The 25,239-nt window shown below is 64.0% G+C and carries 21 protein-coding genes; 10 read left to right on the top strand and 11 right to left on the bottom strand.

Annotation, left to right across the window (positions count from 1 at the left end; genetic code table 11):
• Positions 1–59: 59 nt before the first annotated feature.
• Complete coding sequence (locus AACY13_RS15760) at positions 60–779, top strand: 16S rRNA (uracil(1498)-N(3))-methyltransferase (protein ID WP_339462523.1); 720 nt, start codon at positions 60–62, stop codon at positions 777–779.
• Positions 780–864: 85 nt separating this feature from the next.
• Here the strand turns inward: AACY13_RS15760 and AACY13_RS15755 are convergent, their stop codons facing one another.
• The 8 genes from AACY13_RS15755 to pilG all read right to left on the bottom strand — a co-directional run bounded on the left by AACY13_RS15755 (position 865) and on the right by pilG (position 14,336).
• Positions 865–1,335, bottom strand: a complete 471-nt coding sequence (locus tag AACY13_RS15755; RefSeq protein ID WP_339462522.1) for a chemotaxis protein CheW — start codon at positions 1,333–1,335, stop codon at positions 865–867.
• A gap of 31 nt (positions 1,336–1,366) precedes the next feature.
• Entirely contained in the window at positions 1,367–2,386 is a 1,020-nt protein-coding gene (locus AACY13_RS15750; protein WP_339462521.1) for a chemotaxis protein CheB, read from the bottom strand.
• Positions 2,383–9,702 carry an Hpt domain-containing protein gene (locus AACY13_RS15745; protein WP_339462520.1) on the bottom strand — a complete coding sequence of 2,440 codons (7,320 nt, stop codon included), beginning with the start codon at positions 9,700–9,702 and terminating at the stop codon, positions 2,383–2,385. The genes AACY13_RS15750 and AACY13_RS15745 overlap by 4 nt, the downstream gene beginning before the upstream one ends.
• Positions 9,703–9,876: 174 nt before the next feature.
• A complete protein-coding gene (locus tag AACY13_RS15740; protein WP_339462519.1) occupies positions 9,877–10,734 on the bottom strand; it encodes a protein-glutamate O-methyltransferase in 858 nt (285 codons plus the stop codon).
• A 68-nt stretch (positions 10,735–10,802) separates the two neighbouring features.
• The gene (locus AACY13_RS15735; protein WP_339462518.1) at positions 10,803–12,848 is read right to left on the bottom strand and encodes a methyl-accepting chemotaxis protein; all 2,046 of its coding nucleotides are present in this window, start codon (positions 12,846–12,848) and stop codon (positions 10,803–10,805) included.
• A gap of 84 nt (positions 12,849–12,932) precedes the next feature.
• Positions 12,933–13,469, bottom strand: a complete 537-nt coding sequence (locus AACY13_RS15730) for a chemotaxis protein CheW (RefSeq protein WP_325503629.1) — start codon at positions 13,467–13,469, stop codon at positions 12,933–12,935.
• 45 nt (positions 13,470–13,514) lie between these two features.
• Entirely contained in the window at positions 13,515–13,880 is a 366-nt protein-coding gene (gene pilH / locus AACY13_RS15725; RefSeq protein ID WP_296131446.1) for a twitching motility response regulator PilH, read from the bottom strand.
• A 48-nt stretch (positions 13,881–13,928) separates the two neighbouring features.
• The gene (gene pilG / locus AACY13_RS15720) at positions 13,929–14,336 is read right to left on the bottom strand and encodes a twitching motility response regulator PilG (RefSeq protein ID WP_090446514.1); all 408 of its coding nucleotides are present in this window, start codon (positions 14,334–14,336) and stop codon (positions 13,929–13,931) included.
• A gap of 228 nt (positions 14,337–14,564) precedes the next feature.
• On the opposite strand from pilG, the gene gshB reads away from it, so the two are divergent.
• From gshB to AACY13_RS15685, 7 genes are all read left to right on the top strand, one after another.
• Entirely contained in the window at positions 14,565–15,527 is a 963-nt protein-coding gene (gene gshB, locus AACY13_RS15715) for a glutathione synthase (RefSeq protein ID WP_339462517.1), read from the top strand.
• A gap of 85 nt (positions 15,528–15,612) precedes the next feature.
• The gene (locus AACY13_RS15710; protein WP_325503637.1) at positions 15,613–16,509 is read left to right on the top strand and encodes an energy transducer TonB; all 897 of its coding nucleotides are present in this window, start codon (positions 15,613–15,615) and stop codon (positions 16,507–16,509) included.
• Positions 16,510–16,737: 228 nt separating this feature from the next.
• Positions 16,738–17,307 (top strand): YqgE/AlgH family protein, encoded by a 570-nt coding sequence (locus tag AACY13_RS15705; protein WP_339462516.1) that lies wholly within the window; start codon positions 16,738–16,740, stop codon positions 17,305–17,307.
• Positions 17,307–17,744 carry a Holliday junction resolvase RuvX gene (ruvX, locus tag AACY13_RS15700; RefSeq protein WP_339462515.1) on the top strand — a complete coding sequence of 146 codons (438 nt, stop codon included), beginning with the start codon at positions 17,307–17,309 and terminating at the stop codon, positions 17,742–17,744. The genes AACY13_RS15705 and ruvX overlap by 1 nt, the downstream gene beginning before the upstream one ends.
• Positions 17,745–17,775: 31 nt before the next feature.
• The gene (gene pyrR / locus AACY13_RS15695; protein WP_339462513.1) at positions 17,776–18,282 is read left to right on the top strand and encodes a bifunctional pyr operon transcriptional regulator/uracil phosphoribosyltransferase PyrR; all 507 of its coding nucleotides are present in this window, start codon (positions 17,776–17,778) and stop codon (positions 18,280–18,282) included.
• Positions 18,283–18,293: 11 nt separating this feature from the next.
• Positions 18,294–19,298: an aspartate carbamoyltransferase catalytic subunit gene (locus tag AACY13_RS15690; protein WP_339462691.1), complete on the top strand. Its 1,005-nt coding sequence runs from the start codon at positions 18,294–18,296 to the stop codon at positions 19,296–19,298.
• The gene (locus AACY13_RS15685; RefSeq protein ID WP_339462512.1) at positions 19,298–20,569 is read left to right on the top strand and encodes a dihydroorotase; all 1,272 of its coding nucleotides are present in this window, start codon (positions 19,298–19,300) and stop codon (positions 20,567–20,569) included. Before AACY13_RS15690 ends, AACY13_RS15685 begins: the two co-directional genes overlap by 1 nt.
• 278 nt (positions 20,570–20,847) lie before the next feature.
• On the opposite strand, the gene AACY13_RS15680 is transcribed toward AACY13_RS15685, so the two are convergent.
• The 3 genes from AACY13_RS15680 to AACY13_RS15670 form a co-directional block, all read right to left on the bottom strand.
• On the bottom strand, positions 20,848–21,249 hold the full coding sequence (locus AACY13_RS15680) for a TM2 domain-containing protein (RefSeq protein ID WP_339462511.1): 402 nt from the start codon (positions 21,247–21,249) through the stop codon (positions 20,848–20,850).
• A gap of 102 nt (positions 21,250–21,351) precedes the next feature.
• Positions 21,352–22,497, bottom strand: coding sequence for a PilT/PilU family type 4a pilus ATPase (locus AACY13_RS15675; protein WP_339462510.1), 1,146 nt, complete (start codon positions 22,495–22,497; stop codon positions 21,352–21,354).
• 111 nt (positions 22,498–22,608) lie between these two features.
• The gene (locus AACY13_RS15670; RefSeq protein WP_339462509.1) at positions 22,609–23,643 is read right to left on the bottom strand and encodes a type IV pilus twitching motility protein PilT; all 1,035 of its coding nucleotides are present in this window, start codon (positions 23,641–23,643) and stop codon (positions 22,609–22,611) included.
• Between the two features lie 54 nt (positions 23,644–23,697).
• On the opposite strand from AACY13_RS15670, the gene AACY13_RS15665 reads away from it, so the two are divergent.
• Positions 23,698–24,384, top strand: coding sequence for a YggS family pyridoxal phosphate-dependent enzyme (locus tag AACY13_RS15665; protein WP_339462508.1), 687 nt, complete (start codon positions 23,698–23,700; stop codon positions 24,382–24,384).
• Between the two features lie 35 nt (positions 24,385–24,419).
• Positions 24,420–25,238, top strand: coding sequence for a pyrroline-5-carboxylate reductase (gene proC, locus AACY13_RS15660; RefSeq protein ID WP_339462507.1), 819 nt, complete (start codon positions 24,420–24,422; stop codon positions 25,236–25,238).
• Position 25,239 lies beyond the last annotated feature (1 nt).

The raw sequence follows: 25,239 nt of genomic DNA, 5'->3' as shown, positions 1-25,239 counted from the left end.
CGGTGCGCACGGCGCACCCTACGGCTAGAATTTGCGCCTTTGCTCCAGGTCCGCCCCCTATGCGCCTATCCCGTTTCTTTATCGATGCCCCCCTGTCCCTCGGCCAGCATGAGCTGCCGGAGGCCCAGGCCCACTATATCGGCCGCGTGCTGCGGCATGCCGCCGGCGATGCGGTGCAGCTGTTCGACGGCAGCGGCCAGGAATACCTGGGCGAGCTGATCGAGGTGGGCAAGAAGAGCGTGCGGGTCGAACTGCGCGAAACCCTGGCCGGCATGGCCGAGTCGCCCCTGAGCATTCACCTGGGCCAGGGCCTGTCCCGCGGTGAGCGCATGGACTGGGCGATCCAGAAGGCCACGGAACTGGGGGCCAGCCAGATCAGCCCGATTGTCAGCGCACGCTGCGAGGTGCGCCTCAAGGACGAGCGCGCCGACAAGCGCATGGCCCACTGGCGGCAGATCGCGATCAGCGCCTGCGAGCAGTGCGGCCGCTCGTTACTGCCGCAGATCAACCCGCCAGCCACCCTGGAGCAATGGCTCGAGCAGGTCGAGGCCGACCTCAAGCTGGTGCTGCACCCGGTGGCCGAACCCTGGGCCAGCCATCCGCAACCCGCCTCCCTGGCCATGCTGATCGGCCCCGAGGGCGGCCTGAGCGAAGACGAAGTGCAACAGGCCATGGCCCGCGGCTTCCACGCCGCCCGCCTGGGCCCACGGGTGCTGCGCACCGAAACCGCGCCGGTGGTGGCGCTCAGTGTGGCGCAGCAGCTGTGGGGGGATTTGTAGAGGGGGCCGTTCGGTCGGAGCCGGCGACTTGCCGGTGCGCACGGCCTAGGCGGCCCCGCGTCACCCTACGGGTTTGCCTTGCTGCTTAGATCAGGCCGGCGTCCGCCAGCTTCTGCTCCAGAGCAATCAGGTCGGGCACTTTCAGCACCGCGTCGCCCAGGCTGACCGCATCCAGTTCCAGCGGTGCCAGCGGTACATTAGCCCGGGCCAGTTCGGGGCCGAACTTGATCGACCGAGGAATCCCCTGCACCAACAGGGCAATAAATTTCACTGTCGGTCGGCCACCCAGGGCGTTGATCACCGCGACTCGGGCTCCCGAGCCGAGCTGCGCCTGGCCGCCGGAGGCCGCTTCGAAGGACAGCAGGGGCAAGCGCAGGTCGCGCCAGGCGATCTGCCCGAGAAACCACTCCGGCATGCCCTCGCTGACCTGAGGCGCACGGTAGGCAATCAGCTCGGCCACCGCCACGTTGGGTAGCAGCAGAATACGGTCGGCCAACGGCATCAACAGACCGGTCAGGCTGCTGACGCTATTTTCGCTGACTACGGTTTGGCTCATAAGAATATCCTGTACAGGGCGCTGCCCCGGATTAACGGCACTGCTCGGCCAGGTGGTTGACCAAGGCTTCGGCCAGCTCACGCGGATCGCCGCTGAGGCTGCTGTAGCCGGCTTCGCGCAGACTGTCCGGCATGCTCGGGCAGGCGCAACTGTCGCTGCGCTGGGTCCAGATCAGGCCACCCTGGCGGCGCACATAGGCCGCGGCGGCACTGCCATCGCTGCCCATGCCGCTAAAGGCGATCACGCCGCTGAGCGCGCCAAAATGCTGGGCCAGGTTGAGCATCATCTGGTCGATTGACGGACTGTAAGGTTCCGGCCAGCCGCGCGTGGATATCTGCATCTGGCCGTCGTCGCTGAAGCCCAGCTCATGGCTGATCGGCACCACCACCACTTCGCCGCAGCGCACCGCGTCGCCGTGCCGGGCCGGATTGACGTGCCACTGGCTGTGCCGGCCAACCGCCTGCGGCAGAGCCGCTTCGAAGCTGGCGTCGATATGCTGGGCATAGACAAAGCCCACCGGCAAACCGCCCGGCAAGGCATCGAGGAACGCCTTCACCGCCGCCGGCCCGCCCATGGAGGCCGCCAGCAACCACACCTGCCGGGCCGGCTCGCCGGCCACCAGCGGGGTATCGGCCAGGACCGCCGGAAGATCCAGGCGCGACGGCCGCTGAGCTTCGGCCAGCAGGGCCTCGAGACTGGGCCCGACCGCCGCGGAGGGGTCACCGATCAGCTTCTTCAGCTTGCCGAACAGACGCCGCTCCCAGCGCGGGTAATTCTCCGAATGGCGCTCGGGTGCATGGCCTTCGCCAAACAACACCGGGGCCGAGGCGTTCTCCATCAGGCTGTCAACCAGCGGCAGATCGTCCGACTGGGCCAGATCCACCAGCCACAGGTCGGTCTCGCAGGCCCCCAGCATGCCTTCGTCCAGGCGCGCCGGGTCGCTGTTCATCACCACCTGATAACCGCTACCGGTCAAGGCCTGCTGCAGCACATGGCGCTGCAGGGAGGTGTCGGCGATGACCGCAATACGTGCTGCAGTTTTCTCAGTCATGTGCGCTTGACCAGTTGCTGAATGGTTTCGAGCAGCAAGGACTCTTGATAAGGCTTGCCGAGGTACTCGTTGACACCGATGCCCATGGCCCGCTCGCGGTGTTTCTCACCGGTACGCGAGGTGATCATGATGATCGGCAGATCCTTCAGGCCCTCGTCGTGGCGCACCAGGGTCGCCACCTCGAAACCGTCCATGCGCGGCATTTCGATGTCCAGCAGCATGATGTCGGGTCGCCGCTCCTGCAGCTGGGAGATGGCATCCACCCCGTCCTTGGCGGTCATCACGTTCATCCCGTTGCGCTCGAGCAGACGGCTGGTGACCTTGCGTACGGTGACCGAGTCGTCGACCACCATCACCAGGGTTGGCCGATCCGCCTCGATCTCGGCGGCGGTCGCCGACTGCTTAAGCAGGCGCGGCTGCAGCTGGTTGAGCAGATGCGCATGCAGCACCCGGATGGTCGCCAGCAGATCGAGAATCACCACCACCCGACCGTCGCCGAGGATGGTCGCACCCGAGATCCCGTGCACTCCGGCGAACTGCGGGCCGAGGCTCTTCACCACGATTTCCCGCGAGCCGGCCAGGGAGTCGACCTGTACCGCCACCGCGTGCTCCTTGGAACGCACCAGGATCACCGGCAGCGGCAGGCTCTGGCCGACCAGCTTGGGTTGCTGGCCGTTGTTCAGCAGGTCGCCCAGGTAGCGCAGCTCGTAGGCCTGACCGGCGTACTCGAAACGCGGCGCGTCGGGGGCGTAGTAGGCCTCCAGTTCGTACGGCGAGACCCGCACGATACCTTCGATGGTGTTCAACGGAATGGCGTAGAGGTCTTCGCCGGACAGCACCATCAGCGCGCGGTTGACCGATACGGTAAAGGGCAGGCGAATGGTGAAGGTGGTGCCCGTGCCGGGCAGCGACTCGATACTCATCGAACCGCCGAGCTGCTTGACCTCGGAGTGCACCACGTCCATGCCGACGCCGCGCCCGGAGATCTGCGTGACCTTCTCGGCGGTGGAGAAACCAGCCTCGAGGATAAACTGCAGGATCTCGTAGTCGCTCAGGTCGGAGTCTGCATCCATCAGGCCGCGTTCGATGGCCTTGCGCTTGACCGCCTCCAGGCGGATACCACCACCGTCGTCGGCCAGGGTCAGGACGATATCGCCGCCCTCGCGGCCGAGGTTCAGGCGGATGCTGCCCTGCTCCGGTTTGCCGGCGGCGCGGCGCACTTCGCCGCTCTCGATACCGTGGTCGACGGCGTTGCGCAGCATATGCTCCAGCGGCGCGACGATGCGTTCCAGTACGGTACGGTCCATCTCGCCCTCGGCATTGCCGACGACGAATTCCACCTGCTTGCCCAGCTCGCCGGAAATCTGCCGCACGATACGGCGCAGGCGCGGCACCAGACGGTCGAAAGGCACCATGCGCGTACGCATCAGGCCTTCCTGCAGCTCGGAGTTGACCCGCGCCTGTTGCAACAACAGGGTTTCCGCATCGCGGTTACGCGCGGCAAGGGTTTCCTTGAGGTCGAGCAAGTCGGAAGCCGACTCGAACAGGGCCCTTGAGAGCTGCTGCAACTGCGAGTGACGGTCCATTTCCAGGGGGTCGAAATCCTCATAGCCGACACGCTCGGCTTCGGCCTGAATACGGCTGAGAATCTGCGCCTGGGTTTCGGTGTCGAGGCGGCGCAGCTGGTCGCGCACGCGGTCGATGGTGGCTTCCATCTCGCTCAGGGTGAAACCGAAGTCGCTGACCTGCTGCTCGACCCGACCGCGGAAGATCGAGGTTTCGCCGGCCAGGTTGACCAGGCCTTCGAGCAGCTCGGCCGGCACCTTGACCAGCTCCTGCGGCGCGCGGCGCGAGGCGGCTTCCTGGGCGGCTTCCTCGGCGCGACGGACGAACGGCAGCACCTTGGCCACCAGCTCCTCGGCCGGCATGCTGCTGGCCGCGACAATCGGCGAGCTCAGCGTCGGCACCCGCGGCGCAGCCGCGGGCGCACTGCTGGCCGCCGGATCGGGGTTCGCCGCATCGCCGGCGAGGCTGTCGCTCAGGCGCTGACGCAGGCCATCGAGTTCCAGCTGCAGGCCTTCGAAGCCGGACTGCAGGTCGACGAACAGGCTCTGCGGCCAGGGCGCGCCCTGCTGCTGCGCTTCGGTCAAATGCTGTTCGAGGTTGTGGGTCAGGTCGCCCAGGCGTTTCTGCCCGGCCAGCCGGGCCCCGCCCTTGAGGGTGTGGAGAATGCGCAGCAGGTCGTCGATGGCCGCCCCGTTGTCACGGTCGGCCTCCCAGCGGCCAATGGCGACCTCCATGGACTCCAGCAGGTCGTCGCCTTCTTCCAGGAAGATATCGAGGATATCCGACTCGGTGTCGTCATCCTGGGCGGCCTCGGCCGCCTTGAGCTGCACCGCCGACGGCATGCTCAGCTGCTCGTCGGGGTTGGCCCGAAAACGCTTGATGGTGGCGATCAGTGCCTGACCATCGGCCAGCGGACGCTTGTCGCGCACCGCTTCGAGCATTTCCGCCAGGCTGTCATGGCAGCTCTGCAGCAGGCCGAACAGCCCCGAGCTGGCGCGCAGCCGGCCATCGCCCAGCCCCTCGTAGAGGAACTCCAGTTCATGGGCCAGGTCGCCGATCTCGCGGATTTCCGCCATCCGCGCCCCACCCTTGAGGGTGTGCAGGTCGCGCTGCAGGGACTCCAGCTCCAAGCTGTTATCGGTGTCGTCCATCCAGCGCAGCAAGGCCGCGCCGGCGCTGTCGATAATGTCGAAACCTTCCTCGAGGAAGATTTCCACCAGTTCGGGATCGCGCTCATCGACCAGCGCCAGCGGCTCTACGGCCTGGGGCGCAGGTGGATCGATCGACTCGGGCTCGGGCTCGGGCTCGGGCTCGGCAGGAGTGTCAGCCAGCTCCGCTTCGGGCTCAGGCTCAGGCTCAGGCTCAGGCTGAAGATCCGCCAGCAGCGCCGACTCATCGAGCGGTGCGTCAAAATCCACCAGGGGCAGATCATCGTCCGTGTCCGCCGACATATCGTCCGCTGCCGTTTCGGCTTCGGCTTCGGCTTCGGCTTCGGCTTCGGCTTCGGCTTCGGCTTCGGCTTCGGAATCAGTCTCAGGCGCAGCCGGGATAACCGGTAAGCTCTGCCCACCGCTCTGACGGAAGGCACGGATGCTCTCGATCAGTTCGAGCGGTTGCTGCATCGGGGCCCGGTTCTGCAACTGCTCAAGCAGGCGCGCCAGGCAATCGTGGCTCTGTTGCAACAGACCGCCCAGCTCGCTGGAAAAGCTGTAGCGGCGGTCCACCAGCCCTTCGTAGAGGGACTCCAGTTCGTGGGCGAGATCGCCAATCGGGCGGATCTCGGCCATCCGCGCGCCGCCCTTGAGGGTATGCAGATCCCGTTGCAGGGAGGACAGCGCGGCCTTGTTGTCCGGGTCGACCAGCCAGCGTTCCAGGGCCTGACCGGCACTCTCGAGGATATCGACGGCCTCCTCGAGGAAGATCTCCACCATCTCCTCGTCCAGGGCAGCATAGACATTGCCTTCGCTCGCCATCGGCGGTGCCGTCTCGACAGCGTCCGTCTCCGCCAAGGCCGCTACGCTTTCCAGCGGCTCAGGCTCGGCGTCGAGGTCGGCATCGGCAGGCTGGGCCAGCTCCAGGGCGGCGGTGGCCGCATCCAGTTCGACGATCTCGATACCCGAGCCATCGTTGGACAGCAACGCCAGGGTACGAGGGTCCAGCGCCTCGTCGATCAGGCCGCGCACGGCCGCCACGGCTTGCGGCTGAGTGCTGACCTGCAGGCCGGCGGCGACCTGGTCCATCATGCCGATCAGCACTTCATGGGCCTGCTCGGCCACATTGAAGAAGCGCTCGCTGACCGCCAGACGGCCCTCTTCCACCGCGCCATAGAGGTCGAGCAGGGCTTCGCAGAGCTCATCGATCTGCGGCAGCTCGGCCATTTCCGCACCGCGCCCCAGGGTCGTCAGTTCATCCAGCAGGGCGCTGAGTTCCTGGCGCTCGGAGGGGTGGGCGCGCCAGCGGCGCAGCAGATCCTCGGCATCCAGCAGGATATCCATGCCTTCGGCGAGGAAGATGCTGATCATCTGCGGGTCGCGCTTTTCGCCCTGCTCGCCCTGGCGGTTGGCAACCGCGTTCTCCAGGCGTTCGTCGTGCAGCTTCTGCACCCGTTCGAGAAACCCTGCCGCCCCCGGCAATACCGCCAGGGGCCGGCTTTCCAGCTGTTCCAAGCCCTGGCGGAAGAGTTTTTCCGCGCTGCCGAGCAGCTCAGCTTCCGCCAGGTCCATGGGGATCAGATTGCTTTTGAATTCCTTGACCAGTTTTTCCAACGGCGAGGCGATTTCCGCCACCGGCACTATCCCGGCCATGGACGCGCTGCCCTTGAGGGTATGCAGGGCGCGCTGCAGATCATCGGTCACCGGTTGCGGCAGTTCCTGCGCGCAGTCGGCGAGGAAGCCCACCAGGGTATCGAGGTGCATCTCCGCTTCATTGCGGAAGATCTCCAGCAACTGCGGATCGAGGGGCTCGCCATCGAGTCCTTCCACCTCGGCATCCATGACTTCGGCAGCTACGACTTCGCCCTCGGGCTCGGCTACCTGCGCAACCGGGGCGTCAGTTTTTGGGAGGCTCTGCCCCTTGGCCAGGGCATGGGCGGTGGCCGCCAGCAGGTCGACATCGTCGCGCTGACGCTGGGCCTTGTTGGCGAACTCATCGACCAGGGCCGGCATCAGGGCCACCACATCGGCGATCACCTGCTGCACCTCGGCACCCGGCTTGATGCTGCGGTCGAGCACACGGTTGAGCAGGTTCTCGATCGCCCAGCCCAGTTCGCCGATCACCAGCGCCCGGACCATGCGCCCGCTGCCCTTGAGGGTGTGGAAGGCACGACGGATCTCCGCCAGGGCGTCCTTGTTCTCGCTATCGGCGCACCACTGCGGGAAGTACTCGGCGATGGTTTCCAGCACCTCGCCGACTTCCTCGATAAAGACCTCCATCAACTCTTCGTCGACAGGTTCTTCATCGGCCGGTGGCGGCAGCAGACTCGGCGGCACATCGTGGGCGGGCGGATTGATCGCCTGCACCGGCGCGGCCATCACGTCGGCCATCGACAGGGCCGGCTCGGCCTCGGACGGCGACGGTTCGACCTCGAGCGGCGCACTCGGCAGTTCGACTTCGGGCAGTTCCAGGCTGGCCAGTTCGGCTTCGTCCCACTCGGCCGGATTGTCCTCGAGGTCGAACTCCAGGGGTTCCAGATGCAGCTCGTCGGCGCTGACCGGCTGGCCGGGCTCATCCTGCAATTCGAGCAGCGGCAGCGCCTCGAATTCTGCCGTGGCGCTGAAGTCGAGCAGCTCCGGCGCGTCCTCGGCGGCCGGCAGCTCGTCCCCGTTTGGCTCCAGGCTGCTCGACTCCAGTTCGGCAAAGGCCGCGCTGAAGTCGTCCTCAAGCTCCAGGCTCAAGCCCTGGTCGGGCTCCTGCGGCAATTCGAGCGGCTGTTCCTCGAACGAGATCAACTCGGGCTCGGCTTCCGGCTCGGGCTCATCCGCCAGTACGTCCATCTCGTCCAGCGGGTCGGCCAAGGGGGCAAAGCCCTCCACCGGCGCTTCGACCCGATCGAGGATCGACGGCTTTTCCTTCAGGGGATAGCCGAGGCTTTCCAGGCTTTCCTCGGCCACGTCGAGAATCAGGTCACCCTGGGTGGCATGGTCTTCGGCCAGACGCTCGAGGTAGTACTCGACGCTGGTGATGGCATCGGCCAGGGTATCCAGGTTCTGCCAGTTGGGCACGGCCTTGCGCGCCAGCAGCTGTTCCTGGATATAGCGATTGCAGGCATTGAGCAGGTCGGCGGCGCGCTGCAGCGGAATCATCGCCAGGCCGCCGCGCACCTGCGTCAACAGCTCAGGCACGCGGGCCAGATGTTCGTGGTTCCACTGCGAGGCGATAAATTCGATGATTGCGTCTTTGGCCTGTTCCAGGCCGTTGCGCGCTTCTTTAATAACCAGCTGGTGAATCTGCGCCACGTCGGTGGTCGGCAGATGGCTCTCTTCGCGGCCGCCTTCCTGGGCTGGACCGACCATGCCGGCCAGGGTCGCTTCGACATACAGCAGGGCACCGGCGACATCCATCAACACCGCATCGCTCGGCTCGCCCTGGCCCTTGGCCAGGCCGTTGACCACATCCAGCTGGTCGACGATCACCTTGCGCGGCTGAGCGAAGCCCAGCACCGCCAGGGTATCGGCGATCTGCTTGAGCGGCGCGGCCAGGCTGTCGAGGTCGGTGACGTTGGAGCGATCGCTGCGCACGAACAGGTCGAGGCTGTCCTTGACCCGCACCAGCTCCTCGCACAGGGCGGCGACCACCGAACGCATGGCATCGCGATCGGGACCGGCCAGACGGGCACGTTCTTCGTCGACCACGTCGTTGTCGGGCAGGGCGTCGTCGAGACGGTACTGGTCCTTCAGCCCACGCACGCGCGGCGACTGGGCCGAGGACTTGGCCACATAGAACAGCAGGTTCTTGCTCAGCTCGTCGGGGGCGGACTGGTTGAGGCCATCGGCCCCCTGCTCGAGCAGGCGCTTGAGCTCCTTGTCGACCTGGCGCAGCAGGGTACGCACCGAGGTGCCGTTGGCCACGCTGCCATTGGCCAGGCCTTCGACCAGACCGGAGGCGATCTGCCACAACGGGCCAAGCGGCGAGTCCTTGCAGAGGTTTTCCAGACGGGCGAAGACCCGCGCCATATAGCCCAGATTGGTCGGCAGGTCCTGGTTGCGGATCACCCCGACCAGCGCCATCTGCAGCATCTGCCGCAGCTTGCGCAGCAGCACCGGCAACTCGGCGGTACGCAGCTGATCGATCGATTCATGGGACAGCGCCGGGGTGCGCCCGGACATATCGGGGGAGAACAGGCTGGTTTCCGAGAGCAGTTTCTCGCCACGGGCGGCACGCAGGTCGTTGAGCAGCGGCAACACCACCATCGGCAGGTCGCGGCGCGCGGTCTGAATGCGGTCGAGGTACACCGGCAGCTGCAGGATCGCCTGCATCAGCACCTCCAGGGCTTCGCCCTGGTTGGTCACCCGGCCGTCGATCAGGGCCTGGGTCAGCTGCTCCATTTCCTCGGCGAGCAGGGCCGCGCCGAAAAACTCGACCATCTGCAGGGTGCCCAGCACCTGGTGCACATAGGTCTGGCAGAAACGCATGCGCGTAGCGTCCTGGGGGTTCTCGACGAACGCCTCCAGGGCCTGTCGCGCCTGTTTCAGGGTTTCCGCGATCTCGCCCTTGACCCATTCCAGGGCGACATAATCGTGCCGATCACCCATAGCCACTCCACTCATATACTTGGCTCTGCCTTATCAAACTGCTGAAAAACTACCTGCGTTGCCATTGCCGCGTTAAAAACAGGCTCGGACTGCTCATTTACAGCGCGTAAATTCCGCGTCCTCGCCTGTTTTTGCCTTGCACTGGCTGCCTCGCCTACGTTTTTCAACAGCCTGTTATCCCTTGCGGGTAAACGCCAGCACTCGCTCGTCGGCCACCGGGATCAACTCCGGATGCTGCCAACCCGCTATCTCGCCCACTCCCACCACCAGCAGACCACCCGGTGCCAGGCGCTCGGCCAGGCGGTTGAGGATCTCGCGGCGACGCCAGCGACGAAAATAGATCAACAAGTTCTGACAAAAAATAACGTCCATGCCGGACATCGGCGCTTTCGCCAACTCCAGCACATTGAGCCTGGCGCAACACACTCGCGCAGCCAGGCTCGGTAACACTTTGAAGCGACCATCGGCCTGGACCAGGAAATAACGCTGACACAGGTCGGCATCCATTTGTTCCAGACGCCGCGCGCCATACTGGCCATCGCGCGCCTTGCTCAGGGCGTTGAGACTGATATCGGTACCGGTGACGCCAAAGCACTCGGGCCTGTCGCTGTCGCGCAGCACCTCGGCCGCACTGATCGCCATCGAATACGGCTCCTCGCCGCTGGAACAGCCCACGCTCCACATTTCCCAGGGTTTGCTCAAACCTTGCTGCAGACGCTCGGCCAGATAGCGCTCAAGCACCTCGAACGAGGGACGGTGACGAAAGAAGCGGGTTTCCTGCACGGTCAAGCGATCCAGCAGGGTCGACCATTCAACCGCGCCCCTGGGACCATCGGTCACCTGGCGGTAGTAGCTGGCGTAATCACTCACGCCCAGCTCACGCATCCGCGCGGTCAGATTGGTCTGCAGAAACGCCCGTCGCTGCTCGTTGAGCACGACTCCGGTACGCTCCTCAAGCAACTGCTGCCAGTCACGAAACTCCGTGGCGGACATGTCTACCAGCTGTTGCAAGGCCCAGACGCCTGACTGCATGTCGTGCCCCTCGCTGACGGCCATGGGCGGCGTGCCGCGACCCTTTCAGGCCGCCGCACAACGCCTGCTTAGGCCTGTTCTCCGCCCGGCAGGGTAAAGCCGGACACCGACTTGCGCATCTCGCTGGCCATCTTGGCCAGGTTACCAATGCTCTTGGCGGTAGCCGTGGTACCGGACGAGGTCTGCGAGGTGATCTCCTGGATCACGTTCATGGTGTTGGAAATATGGCCAGCCGACGAGGCCTGCTGGCGGGCGGCGTTGGAGATGTTCTGGATCAGGGCCGCGAGGGTCTTGGATACCTTCTCGATCTCTTCCAGTGCCACCCCGGCGTCCTGCGCCAGACGAGCACCGCGCACCACTTCGGAAGTCGTCTGCTCCATGGAGATAACGGCTTCGTTGGTGTCGGTCTGAATCGTCTTAACCAGCGCCTCGATCTGCTTGGTCGCCGCCGAGGAACGTTCCGCCAGGCGTTGGACTTCGTCCGCTACCACGGCGAAGCCTCGGCCCGCGTCACCGGCCATGGAGGCCTGGATCGCAGCGTTCAGTGCGAGGATGTTGGTCTGGTCAGCAATGTCGTTAATCAGGCTAACGATGTCACCGATCTCCTGGGACGATTCACCGAGGCGTTTGATCCGCTTCGAGGTGTCCTGGATCTGTTCACGGATGTTATCCATGCCGGTGATGGTGTTGTGCACCACTTCGTTGCCCTTGTTGGCGATGGCTACGGAACGTTCCGCTACCGCGGAGGACTCCGAGGCGTTCGCCGATACCTGGTCAATCGACACGGCCATTTCATTGATTGCCGCAGAAGCACCGGCAATTTCCTGGGCCTGGTGCTCGGAAGCCTCGGCCAGGTGCATCGCCGTGGCTTGGGTTTCCTGGGCCGCACCGGCTACCTGAACGGCGGTCAGGTTGATCGTGGCTACCAGGTCACGCAGCTGGTCGATGGAGTAGTTGATGGAGTCGGCGATGGCACCGGTAAAGTCTTCGGTTACCGTCGCGGCCACGGTCAGGTCACCGTCGGCGAGGTCGGCGATTTCGTCGAGCAGACGCAGAATCGCGGTCTGGTTACGTTCGTTCTTCTCCGCGGTCTCGCCCAGGCGGCGGTTGGTTTCGCGCACCATCACCAGACCGATGAGGATGATCGAGCCCAGGGCCAGGGCACCCAGCACATAACCGACCAGGGTATTCAGCGCCCGGCCGGCGGCCAGGTCATCGAAGCCGGCGGCCAGCTCAGAGGCCTGGTCCAGCAGGGTCTGCGAGACGGTAAAGATGACGTTGGCCGACTCGCGCACCTGGAACAGCTCAGGCGAGGTTTCGAGAATCTCGTCCACCGAACCGGAAACGAACTCGAACAGCTCGGAGATCTCCGCCAGACGCTCGAGGGCTTCGGCGTCGCTCACCTGGCTGATTTCCATGGCGGCGTTGCCTTCCAGCATGGCGTTGAGTACCCGACCGAACAGACTGGCGTCGCGACCGAACATGTCGGCGGCTTGCACCGAGTCCTGGTCACCGGCCAGTACCTTGTTAACCGAACCGAGGATACGTTCGGCCAACAGCGACTGACGCTGGGCCACCGATACCTGGGCAGCCGGCGCACCGCTTTCCAGCAGGATGTCGACCACTTCCTCGTACTCGACCTGCAGCTGCGGAATGGTTTCCGCCAGGGTGGCAGCTACCTGGTGCAGCGACAGTACGGTCTGTTCGTTGGCGAGAATGGCGTCGGTGTTCTGCCGCAGCGTGTCCCAGTCCTTCTGCACCGCGGTCATCTGCGGCTGCAGGGACTCGGGTGCCGGTGGCAGGCCACTTTCCTCGCTGCCGTCGGTCAGATAGCCCCAACGGGTCTGGAAGTCGTTACGGGCATCGCGCAGCAAGGCGAAGGCCTCGGACGTACCGGCAGCCGCTTCCGTGGAGTTTTTCGCAATACGCTGGGACAGAACCCGCAGCTCACCGGAGTGACCGATGTATTCGGTGTCGTAGTTGGACTGGGTGTTGATATAGGCGAAGTTGGCAAACAACAACACGATGGAAACGATCAGGACAATAAACAGCCCTGCGATCAACGTGCTGCTACGCGCACCCGCTAACAAATTACCTGCGTTTAGTTTTTTCATTTACTGGCCCCCGCCTGGACCGACCGCACTACGGTTCCCATGTAACGCCAAAAGGCCGGCAATGCCGACCCCACCGATAAACTGTTAATACGCCACGTCGAGAAAACCCGGGTTCTGGGCCAGCGCGTGTGGGCTGAACACCAACCAGGGCTGTTCACGTTGGAAGACTCCATGAATAAAGGGAGAGATGGATGCCTCCAGCGGCGGCAGCCGCTCGGAGAAGGTATCCACTGGAAAATGCTGCATGCCGAACACTTCGTCGACCGTGAGGCCGGCGAAGACATCCTGATGATCGACCACCAGTACCCGCCGTTTCTTGCGCAGCGGTGACAGCTCATGGCCGAAGAAGCCACAGAGGTCCATGACCGGCAACAGACGACCACGCACGTTGGCCACGCCCTTGACCCAGCTTTTCACGCCGGGCAACAGGGTATGACGCGGCTCGTGCAGCACTTCGCCGACTTCGCCCATGGGCGCGACGAAGAACCGCTCGCCCATGCGAAAACCGATACCGCTCCAGGTCTGCACCAGCGCCTGCTGCGAAGGCAGCCCGGCCGCCAGCGCGCGACAGAGCTGGTCGATATCGAGAAGGGTTTGGAAGGGTGTTTGCGCGTCCGACATGCCTGTTGCGGCCTTATTTTTTTTAATTGCGGACTGACACGGCGTTTAGCCGGCCAATACCGCATTCAGGGTTTTCACCAGGGTGTCTTCGTCGACCGGCTTGGTCAGGTAATCCTTCGCGCCCTGACGCTTGCCCCAGACCTTGTCGGTCTCCTGGTCCTTGGTGGTGACGATGATCACCGGAATATGGCTGGTCTCGGCATCCTTGGTCAGCTGGCGGGTCGCCTGGAAGCCATTGAGGCCCGGCATGACGATATCCATCAGCACCGCGTCCGGCTTCTCCTGGCGAGCAAGCGCCACGCCGTCCGCCCCGTTTTCCGCCTTGAGTACCTGATGCCCATGCTTTTCCAGCATGGCGGTCAGCTTGTACATCTCAGTCGGCGAGTCATCAACAATCAGAATTCGAGCCATGGTGTTTCCCAATACTTTAATAGGCGTCCGGGGCGATGCCGGCGGACGTCAGGAGGCTTGCTCCACCGGGATAAAGTCCGGCACGTGGGCCTTGATCGCACCGAGCAGCTCTTCTTTGCTGAAGGGCTTGGTCAGGTACTGATCGGAGCCGACGATGCGGCCTTTGGCCTTATCGAACAGGCCGTCCTTGGAGGACAGCATGATCACCGGGGTGGATTTGAAAGCGCTGTTGTTCTTGATCAAGGCACAGGTCTGATAGCCATCGAGCCGCGGCATCATAATGTCGACAAAAATGATATTCGGATGGGTATCGGCGATCTTTGCCAAGGCATCGAAGCCATCAACTGCGGTAATTACCTCGCAGCCCACCTTTTTCAGCAGGGTTTCCGCGGTACGACGAATCGTTTTCGAATCGTCGATCACCATCACCCTCAAACCCTCGGAATGCTGTTCCATGATTGCCCTACCATCGCCTCGGTGAGTCGTTATTTTGCGTTATATCAGTGCGCCTGAGGCCCTGTCACCGACGGGCTACAACCCAATCGTCGGGCCTTTTTAGCACACTCTCCTGATGCAATCTATAAGCCGCTCGGGGCCAAGGTTTTTTCCTTGACCACCCGACTTGTCAGCGCCACCCTGACGCCACATCACGTTATTCGCTGCCATTTTACGGAGAACACTGCCATGAGCGTCCGCCTCGGCATAGTCATGGACCCCATCAGCCAGATCGCCTTCAAGAAGGACAGTTCGCTGGCCATGCTGCTGGCTGCCCAAGCGCGCGGCTGGTCGCTCTTCTATATGGAGCAGAAGGATCTTTACCAGAAAAAAGGTGAAGCGCGCGCCCGCCTTGCGCAGCTTAGTGTATTCAACGATCCGCAACGCTGGTTCGAGCTGGGCGCGGAGCAGGATCTGCCCCTCGCCGAGCTCGATGTGATCCTGATGCGCAAGGACCCGCCCTTCGACAACGAGTTCGTTTACTCGACCTACTTGCTGGAACAGGCCGAACAGGCTGGCGTATTGGTGGTCAACCGCCCACAGAGCCTGCGCGACTGCAATGAAAAATACTTTGCCACCCAGTTTCCCCAATACACACCGCCGACCCTGGTCAGTCGCCGTGCCGACATTCTGCGCGAGTTTGCCCAGGAGCACCGTGACATCATTCTCAAACCCCTCGATGGCATGGGCGGTTCGATGATCTTTCGCCACCGCGAAGGCGATCCCAACCTCTCGGTGATCCTCGAGGCCCTGACCAACCATGGCCAGCAGCAGATCATGGCCCAGGGTTATCTGCCGGGCATCAAGGATGGCGACAAGCGCATCCTGATGATCGACGGCGAACCGGTGCCCTACTGCCTGGCGCGCATCCCGGCCGCCGGCGAAACCCGCGGCAATCTGGCCGCTGGCGGTCGCGGCGAAGCCCGCCCGTTAAGCGAGCGCGATCGCGAAATCGCCGCGGCGGTGGGCCCGACCCTGCGCGAGAAAGGCCTGCTGTTCGTCGGCCTGGACGTAATCGGCGAACACCTGACTGAGATCAACGTCACCAGTCCGACCTGCATCCGCGAGATAGACGCGGCCTACGACACGCGCATTGGCGAGCGCCTGATGGACGCCATCGAAGACAAGTTGCAGGCCAAGGCGAAAGCTTGAAGCAAGTAGCAGCTTCGAGCTTGTCGCTTGCAGCTGGCGGCCCCAAACCGTCAGACTGCGCGCAACCTCAGCAGACCCGAACGCGATGAACGCAGCAGCCCACCCACCTGAACTCTCCAGCGCCGGCGTACGCCCGGCGGACCGGCTGGGCTTCACCCTGTTTCTCGCCGCCGCCCTGCATGCAGCGCTGATCCTCGGCCTGGGCTTCACCCTCAGTGAACCCAACCAGATCAGCAAGACCCTGGAAATCACCCTGTCGACTTTCAAGAGCGAGGAAAAGCCCAAGGAGGCCGACTTCCTCGCCCAGGACAATCAACAGGGCAGCGGCACCCTGGAACACAAGGCAGCGCCCAAGACCACCGAGCAGGCGCTGTTCCAGGATACCGAAGTCAAGCGCGTCACCCCGCCCGCAGCCCCCCAGCAGCCTGCCGTACGCCAGCAGGCACCGAAAGCCGCAGTCGCCACCCGCGCCCCGCAACAGCAGAAGACCCCGGTCAAGCGCGAGGAAGTCAAACCGACGCCGCAGACCCGCCCAGCCCCGGTATTCGACAGCGCGCAATTGTCCTCGGAAATCGCCAGCCTGGAAGCCGAGCTGGCCATGGAAGTCCAGCAGTACGCCAAACGGCCGAAGATCCACCGCCTCAACGCCGCCTCGACCATGCGCGACAAGGGGGCCTGGTACAAGGATGAATGGCGCAAGAAGGTCGAGCGTATCGGCAACCTCAACTACCCGGACGAAGCACGTCGCCAGGGCATCTACGGCAACCTGCGCCTGCTGGTGTCGATCAACCGCGACGGCACCCTGTACGAGGTACTGGTGCTGGAATCCTCGGGCCAGCGCCTGCTCGACCAGGCCGCCCAGCGCATCGTGCGCCTGGCCGCGCCCTTCGCCCCCTTCACCGGCGACCTGGCCGATGTCGACCGCCTGGAAATCATTCGTACCTGGCGCTTCGAGCGTGGCGACCGCCTCTCCAGCAACTGAGGCAGCACGCCCGGCTTTTTATGGCCTGTCATCCCTGGCGACCACCCTTCGGGCCGTCGCTGCGCAAGGTTAAGAATGACTCCCGGCCATTTTTTATGGTCTGCCATCCCTGGCGACCACCCTTCGGGTCGTCGCTGTGCGACGTTAAAAATGGCTCCCGGCCATTTTTTCTTGCCGCTTAAAAGCGTGGCGCTTGAAGCGACTGCCGCGAAGCCTGAAACTAACGCCATGAAAGACTCCAGCCCGAGCTACCTCAAGCATCACCTCCTGATCGCCATGCCGCACATGGCCGATCCGCATTTCGCCCAGACCGTCACCTACCTGATCGACCACAACGAACACGGTGCCATGGGTCTGATCATCAACAAGCCCAACGGCCTCAACCTGGCCGACGTGCTTGAGCAGCTGCGCCCGGACGAAGAGCCGCCGGCCCTCTGCCAGAGTCTGCCGATCTTTTCCGGCGGCCCGGTACAGAGCGACCGCGGCTTCGTCCTGCACCCCTGCGGCCCGCAGTTCCAGGCCACCCTGGACCTAGGCGAGCTGGGCCTGTCCACCTCCCAGGACGTGCTGTTCGCCATTGCCGACGGCAGCGGACCGGCCAAATACCTGATCACCCTCGGCTATGCCGGCTGGGAAGCCGGACAGCTGGAAGCCGAACTGGCCGACAACGCCTGGCTGACCTGCCCGGCAGACAACGCCATCCTCTTCGACCTGCCCTTCGACCAGCGCCTGAATGCCGCCGCCGCACGCCTGGGCATCAACCTCAGCCTGCTGACTTCGCAAGCCGGTCACGCCTGATGAGCGAGGCAAAACCGCTGCGCCTGCTCCTGGGCTTCGACTACGGCAGCAAGCAGATCGGCGTCGCCGTGGGCCAGGTGATCACCGGCCAGGCCCGCGAGCTGTGCATCCTCAAGGCGCAAAACGGCGTGCCGGACTGGCAGAAGGTCGAGACCCTGATCAAGGAATGGCAACCGGACGCCATAGTGGTCGGCCTGCCGCTGAACATGGATGGCACAAAAAGCGAGATGAGCGAACGCGCGGAAAAATTCGCCCGCCGCCTCAACGGCCGTTTCAACCTGCCCGTGCACACCCACGACGAACGTCTGACCACCTTTGAGGCCAAGGGCCAGCGCCTGCAACAAGGCCAGAACAGCGGTTACCGCGAGCGCCCCGTCGACGCCCTGGCCGCGGCCTTACTGCTGCAAGGCTGGCTGGAAGAAAATTGCCTGGGCTGACGCCTACTTAGTTTGCACCTGGAGTGTTGCCATGAGCCTACCCGACCCGACCGAACTGCTACCGCAGATGGCCGCCGCCCTGACCAGCCACCTGAACAAGCGGAAGATCAGCGAACCACGCTTTATCGGCATCCGCACCGGCGGCGTCTGGGTCGCCCAGGCACTGCTCGAAACCCTGGGCCGCCAGGACGCGCTGGGCATTCTCGATGTGTCCTTCTACCGCGACGATTTCACCCAGAATGGCCTGCACCCGCAGGTACAGCCCTCCGAGCTGCCGTTCGAGATCGAAGGCCAGCACCTGGTGCTGATCGACGACGTGCTGATGAGTGGGCGCACCATCCGCGCCGCGCTCAATGAGCTGTTCGACTACGGTCGCCCGGCCAGCGTGACCCTGGTCAGCCTGCTCGACCTCGACGCCCGCGAGCTGCCGATCCGCCCGGACGTGGTCGGCGCGACCCTGTCGCTGGCCGACGATCAGCGGGTAAAATTGTCCGGCCCCACGCCCCTGACCCTAGAACTCCAGACGCTGGCCAACTGAGAATGATCGCGATGACTCCCATGGATGCCAAGCGCCCGCTGCAGCTCAATGACCAAGGTCAGCTGCGCCACTTCCTCTCCCTCGACGGCCTGCCGCGCGAGCTGCTGACGGAAATCCTCGACACCGCCGACTCCTTCCTCGAAGTCGGTGCCAGGGCGGTGAAGAAGGTCCCGCTGCTGCGCGGCAAGACCGTATGCAACGTATTCTTCGAGAATTCCACACGCACCCGCACCACCTTCGAGCTGGCGGCTCAGCGCCTGTCCGCCGACGTGATCACCCTAAACGTCTCCACCAGCTCCACCAGCAAGGGCGAGACTCTGTTCGACACCCTGCGCAACCTGGAAGCCATGGCCGCCGACATCTTCGTGGTGCGCCATGCCGACTCCGGCGCGGCGCACTTTATCGCCGAACACGTCTGCCCGAATCTGGCGATCATCAACGGCGGCGACGGCCGTCACGCCCACCCGACCCAGGGCATGCTCGACATGCTGACCATCCGCCGGCACAAGGGCGGCTTCGAGAACCTTTCGGTGGCGATCGTCGGCGATATCCTGCACTCGCGGGTGGCGCGCTCGAATATGCTCGCACTGAAGACCCTGGGCTGCCCGGATATCCGTGTGATCGCGCCCAAGACCCTGCTGCCGGTCGGCATCGAGCAGTACGGCGTGACCGTCTACAGCGACATGGCCGCCGGCCTCAAGGATGTCGACGTGGTGATCATGCTGCGCCTGCAGCGTGAGCGCATGAGCGGCGGCCTGCTGCCCAGCGAAGGCGAGTTCTACCGCCTGTTCGGCCTCACCGAACAGCGCCTGGCCCTGGCCAAACCGGATGCCCTGGTGATGCACCCGGGGCCGATCAACCGCGGCGTGGAGATCGAATCGGCGGTGGCCGACGGCCCGCAGTCGGTGATTCTCAACCAGGTCACCTACGGCATCGCCGTGCGCATGGCGGTGCTGTCCATGGCCATGAGCGGGCAGAACGCCCAACGCCAACTCGACGCCGAGGAGCAGAACTGATGCGTATCGCGATCCTCGGGGCCCGTGTCATCGACCCCAGCAGCGGTTTCGATCGGCTGGCCGATCTCTATGTCGAAGGCGGCAAGATTGTCGCCATCGGCCAGGCTCCGGCCAGCTTCGTCGCCGAACAGAGCATCGACGCCCAGGGCCTGGTGGCCACACCCGGTCTGGTCGACCTCAACGTCGCCCTGCGCGAGCCGGGCTATAGCCGCAAGGGCAGCATCGCCACGGAAACCCTGGCGGCAGCGGCCGGCGGGATCACCAGCCTGTGCTGCCCGCCGTTTACCAAGCCGGTACTGGACACCCCGGCCGTGGCCGAACTGATTCTCGACCGCGCCCGCGAAGCCGGACATACCAAGGTGTTCCCCATCGGCGCACTGAGCAAGGGCCTGGCAGGCGAGCAGCTTGCAGAGCTCGTTGCACTGCGCGACGCCGGTTGCGTGGCCTTCGGCAACGGCCTGGACAGTTTTCGCAATAACCGCAGCCTGCGCCGCGCCCTGGAGTACGCCGCCACCTTCGACCTGACGGTGATCTTCCACTCCCAGGACCATGACCTGGCCGAAGGCGGTCTGGCCCACGAAGGGGCCACGGCCAGCTTCCTCGGCCTGCCGGGCATCCCGGAAAGTGCCGAAACCGTGGCCCTGGCCCGCGACCTGCTGCTGGTCGAGCAGACCGGGGTGCGCGCCCACTTCAGCCAGCTGACCAGCGCCCGCGGTGCCCAGCTGATCGCCGAAGCCCAGGCCCGCGGCCTGCCGGTGACGGCGGATGTCGCCCTGTATCAGCTGATCCTCACCGACGAGGCGCTGATCGATTTTTCCAGCCTCTATCACGTACAACCGCCGCTGCGCACCCACGCCGATCGCGACGGCCTGCGTGCCGCAGTGAAAAGCGGGGTGATCGCGGCCATCTCCAGCCACCATCAGCCCCATGAGCGCGACGCCAAGCTGGCCCCCTTCGGTGCCACCGAGCCGGGCATCAGCAGCGCGCAACTGCTGCTGCCGCTGGCCATGAGCCTGGTGCAGGACGGCCTGCTCGACCTGCCCAGCCTGCTCGCCCGCCTGAGCAGCGGTCCGGCCGCAGCCTTGCGCCTGCCGGCCGGCCGCCTGGCCGTGGACGGCCCCGCCGACCTGCTGCTGTTCGACCCGCAGGCCTCGACCCTGGCCGGCGAAAGCTGGTATTCGAAAGGAGCCAACTGCCCCTTTATCGGCCACTGCCTGCCGGGGGCGGTGCGCTACACCCTGGTGGACGGGCACGTCAGCTACAAAGCCTGAGAACCTGCTTACGATCTGCTGCGCGTCGGCCCTGCGGCGTTAAAAACAGGCTCGGCAAGCCGCTGCGGCTAACGCGCTTTAGCGCGGCCCGAAGGGCGAGTGAAACGAGTAATGCTCATGTACAACAGTACACTCCGCTTCCTCGCCTGTTTTGACCAGCCGGAGGCTGTTACTAACGTAGCGCCTTGCATGACTCTAGCTCGCAAGATCCTAAACAGGTTCTAGGACCAGCCAGAAACAAAAGCCCGCCTATTGGCGGGCTTTTTCGTGCCTGAGATTCAGGCGCGTTCGGCGTTTTTGAGCGACACCTGGGTATTCAGCGTCCAGAAGTCATACAGCACACCGAGCAGGAACAGCCCCCCGGTAAACAGGTAGATGATCCCGGTGATCCACTTGCCCTGGTACATCCGGTGCACACCGAAAATGCCGAGGAAGGTCAGCAGAATCCAGGCGACGTTGTAGTCGGTATCGCCGGCGGTAAAACGCAGGTCGGCCTCGCGATCCATCGCCGGAATCAGGAACAGATCGACGATCCAGCCGATAAACAGCAGGCCGAAGGTAAAGAACCAGATGGTCCCGGTCACCGGTTTGCCGTAATAGAAACGGTGCGCACCGAGAAAACCGAATATCCAGAGCAGATAGCCGATGAGCTTGCTGTGGGTATCTTGTCTTGGACTCAAACCGAACTCCTGAACTGCAGGGCAGTAGTAATTGAAACCGGCAAAGCGCACAGGGTTTGCCGGCTACGGGAAGGTCTACGCTATACGGGGCAGCGCGCTGTCTCAACGAAAACGCTTGCCCGGATCCTCTTCGCTGACTTCCAGCGACAGACCCTGGGACATGCTGCTCAGGTGATCGCCGTCGGCTTCCGAGCCCAGCTTGATCATCAGGCGCAGGTCGTTGGCCGAGTCGGCATACAGCAGCGCATCTTCGTAGGTGATCTCGCCCTGGCTGTAGAGGTTGTACAGCGCCTGGTCGAAGGTCTGCATGCCCTGCTCGGTGGAGCGCTTCATAAGCGCCTTGAGCTCATGCACATCGCCCTTGCGGATCAGGTCGGCGGCCAGCGGGGTATTGATCAGCACCTCGATCACCGCACGGCGGCCCTTGCCGTCCGGGGTCGGGATCAGTTGCTGGGCGACGATGGCCTTGAGGTTGAGCGACAGGTCCATCCACACCTGATTCTGCCGGTCGGCCGGGAAGAAGTTGATAATCCGGTCCAGCGCCTGGTTGGCGTTGTTGGCGTGCAGGGTGGCCAGGCACAGGTGACCGGTTTCGGCGAAGGCCACGGCATGGTCCATGGTCTCGCGGGTACGCACCTCACCGATCAGAATCACGTCCGGTGCCTGGCGCAGGGTGTTCTTCAGCGCCACCTCGAAGGACTCGGTGTCGATGCCCACTTCCCGCTGCGTGACGATACAGCTCTGGTGCTGGTGGATATATTCGATCGGGTCTTCGATGGAGATGATATGACCGCTGCTGTTCTTGTTGCGGTAGCCGATCATCGCCGCCAGGGAGGTCGACTTACCGGTACCGGTAGCACCGACAAACAACACCAGGCCGCGCTTGGTCAGCGCCAGCTTCTTCAGCACTTCCGGCAGCTTGAGCTCGTCGAGGGTCGGGATATTGGTCTCGATCCGGCGCAGCACCATGCCGGCCAGATTGCGCTGGTAGAAGGCACTGACACGGAAACGGCCGATGCCGCGGGCGCTGATGGCGAAGTTGCACTCATGGTTTTCGGCGAAGTCGCGGCGCTGCGCCTCGTTCATCACCGAATGTACGGTCTCGCGGGTCTGCTCCGGCGACATGGGCATCTTGGTAATCGGCATGATCTTGCCGTTGACCTTCATCGACGGCGGCACGCCGGCGGTGATAAACAGGTCGGAGCCGCCCTTTTCCACCATCAGGCGCAGCAGTTTTTCGAATTCCATGCGTTGTCTCGCCCATCTGCATCACGCGTTTTGGCCAAGACCAGCAGGTGGCGCGTGTGACTCGCCGCTGGCCTGAACCCGGCGACCCAGGGCCGCGCGGGTATCGTCTGGTTAGAAGTTTTCCGGGGTTTTGGATTTTTCCCGCGCGCTTTCGCGACTGACAATACCCTTGGCCACCAGCCCCTTGAGGCAGGAGTCGAGGGTCTGCATGCCCAGCGAACCGCCGGTCTGGATCGCTGAATACATCTGCGCCACCTTGTCCTCGCGGATCAGGTTACGGATCGCCGGGGTGCCGATCATGATCTCGTGGGCCGCTACCCGGCCACCGCCGATTTTCTTCAGCAGGGTCTGCGAGATAACCGACTGCAGGGACTCGGAAAGCATGGAGCGGACCATGGATTTCTCTTCGGCGGGGAACACGTCGACCACCCGGTCGATGGTCTTGGCCGCCGAGGTGGTGTGCAGGGTGCCGAATACCAGGTGGCCGGTTTCTGCGGCGGTCAGCGCCAGGCGAATGGTTTCCAGGTCGCGCATCTCGCCGACCAGGATGATGTCCGGGTCTTCGCGCAGGGCCGAGCGCAGGGCTTCGGAGAAGCCCAGGGTGTCGCGGTGCACCTCGCGCTGGTTGATCAGGCACTTCTTCGACTCGTGGACGAATTCGATCGGGTCTTCCACGGTAAGAATGTGGTGGTACTTGTTGCTGTTGATGTAGTCCAGCATCGCCGCCAGGGTGGTCGACTTGCCCGAACCGGTCGGCCCGGTCACCAGCACCAGGCCACGGGGCACATCGGAAATCTTGCGGAAGATCTCGCCCATGCCGAGGTCTTCCATGCTCAGCACTTTCGACGGAATCGTCCGGAACACAGCGCCGGAACCGCGGTTCTGATTGAAGGCGTTGACCCGGAAGCGTGCCACGCCCGGCACCTCGAAGGAGAAGTCGGTCTCGAGGAACTCCTCGAAATCCTTGCGCTGCTTGTCGTTCATGATGTCGTAGATCAGCGCATGCACCTGTTTATGGTCCAGGGCAGGCAAATTGATCCGACGCACATCGCCGTCGACTCGAATCATCGGCGGCAGACCAGCGGAGAGATGCAGGTCCGATGCACCTTGCTTGGCGCTGAAGGCAAGCAACTCAGTGATATCCATGGGACTCCCTAATGGCGGTAGAATGCCGCGAAACCCAGGCGGCGGGCGCAAGTAATGTCCACGATAGCAGAGAATATTGCAAAGGTCGGAGTGCGCATCCGTGAGGCGGCGCAAGCCTCGCAGCGAGATTGTGCAACGGTTGGCCTACTCGCAGTGAGTAAAACCAAACCGGCGGCGGCGATTCGCCAGGCGTTTGCCGCCGGCGTGCGGGATTTTGGCGAAAACTACCTGCAGGAAGCCCTGGAAAAACAGCGCGAACTCGGCGACCTGCCCTTGATCTGGCACTTTATCGGCCCCATTCAATCGAACAAGACCAAGGCCATTGCCGAGCACTTCGCCTGGGTTCATTCGGTGGATCGCCTGAAGATCGCCCAACGCCTGTCCGATCAGCGTCCGGCGCATCTGCCGGCGCTGAATATCTGCCTGCAGGTGAATGTCAGCGGTGAGCCCAGCAAGTCCGGCTGCAACCCGGATGAACTGCCGGCCCTGGCACAGGCAGTTACACAACTGCCCAACATCCGCCTGCGTGGATTGATGACAATCCCCGAGCCGACCGACGATCTGGCCTGCCAGCATGCCGCCTTCGCCCGCCTGCGCGAGCTGCAGGACGGCCTGGGGCTGAGCCTCGACAGCCTGTCCATGGGCATGAGCCATGACCTGGAGGCGGCCATCGCCGAGGGCGCGACCTGGGTGCGCATCGGCACCGCCCTGTTCGGAGCCCGCGAGTACAGCCATAACTGATCGAATTTGCCAGCAGACTTATTAAGGAAGCCCCTATGACTACTCCCCGCATTGCCTTTATCGGTGCCGGCAATATGGCCGCCAGCCTTATCGGCGGCCTGCGCGCCCAGGGCATCGACGCCAGCGCCATCAAGGCCAGCGACCGCGGAGCCGAACAGCGCGCGAAGATCGCCGCGGAGCACGGCATCGAACTGTTCGCCGACAACGCCCAGGCTGCGGCCGGGGCCGATATCATCGTGCTGGCGGTCAAACCCCAGGTGATGAAGGCGGTGTGCCAGGATCTGGCCCCGCACTTGGGCGAAGGCCAAGTGCTGGTGTCGATTGCCGCCGGTATCAGCTGCGCCAGCCTGGAAAGCTGGCTCGGCCCGCGCGCCATCGTACGCTGCATGCCCAACACCCCGGCGCTGTTGCGCCAGGGGGTCAGCGGCCTGTACGCCAACGGCCATGTCTCCGCCAGCCAGCGGCAGCAGGCCGAGCAACTGCTCAGCGCCGTCGGCCTGGCCCTGTGGCTGGATCGGGAAGAACTGATCGACGCCGTCACCGCGGTATCCGGCAGCGGCCCGGCCTATTTCTTCCTGCTGATGGAGGCCATGACCGCCGCCGGGGAAAAACTCGGCCTGCCCCGCGACACCGCCGCCCAGCTGACCCTGCACACGGCCCTGGGGGCCGCGCGCATGGCGGTGGCCAGCGATGTCGACGCCGGCGAACTGCGCCGCCGCGTAACCTCCCCCGCCGGCACCACCGAGGCGGCAATCAAGACCTTCCAGGCCGACGGCTTCGAAGCCCTGGTCGAGAAAGCCCTCAACGCCGCCGCCAACCGCTCGGCGGAACTGGCTGAGCAACTGGGTCAATAAG

This window comes from Pseudomonas sp. EA_105y_Pfl2_R69 (assembly GCF_963970915.1).
GTDB lineage: Bacteria > Pseudomonadota > Gammaproteobacteria > Pseudomonadales > Pseudomonadaceae > Aquipseudomonas.
The sequence above is the reverse complement of the archived record's forward strand: the minus strand, read 5'-3'. Positions and strand labels throughout refer to the sequence as shown.